The 386-nt window shown below is 36.0% G+C and carries 1 protein-coding gene; it reads left to right on the forward strand.

Annotation, left to right across the window (positions count from 1 at the left end; genetic code table 11):
- Positions 1–386 (forward strand): PTS sugar transporter subunit IIC (locus ACI48P_RS22200; protein ID WP_475219657.1); only part of this gene is annotated, 386 nt, incomplete at both ends.

The following is a 386-nucleotide window of genomic DNA, read 5'->3' on the forward strand; positions in this document are numbered from 1 at the left end:
AGGTGCTTTATCAGTATTTGGTTCTTCTTTCATGAACTTCGTATTCTTCTCTAAGATGAAGTTTGGTTCTAAGAAAGACAACATAGCTGTTGCTATAGAGCCATTAACTCAAGCGGATTTAATATCTGCTAACCCAATACCAGTATATGTTACTAACTTTATAGGTGGTGCTATGTCTGGGGTTATAATATCTCTAATGGGATTAACAAACATGTCTCCTGGTACTGCTACTCCAATAGCTGGTCTTGCTGTTATGTTTGCTTACAATGATCCAATGAAAGTTGTAATAACTGCTACTGGTTGTGCTTTAGTAAGTATAGCTGCTGGATTTATAGGACATGCGATATTCAAAAACTACAAAATAACTACTGCTGATATAGTTCGTG

Source organism: Romboutsia sp. LXY-2 (assembly GCF_056171995.1).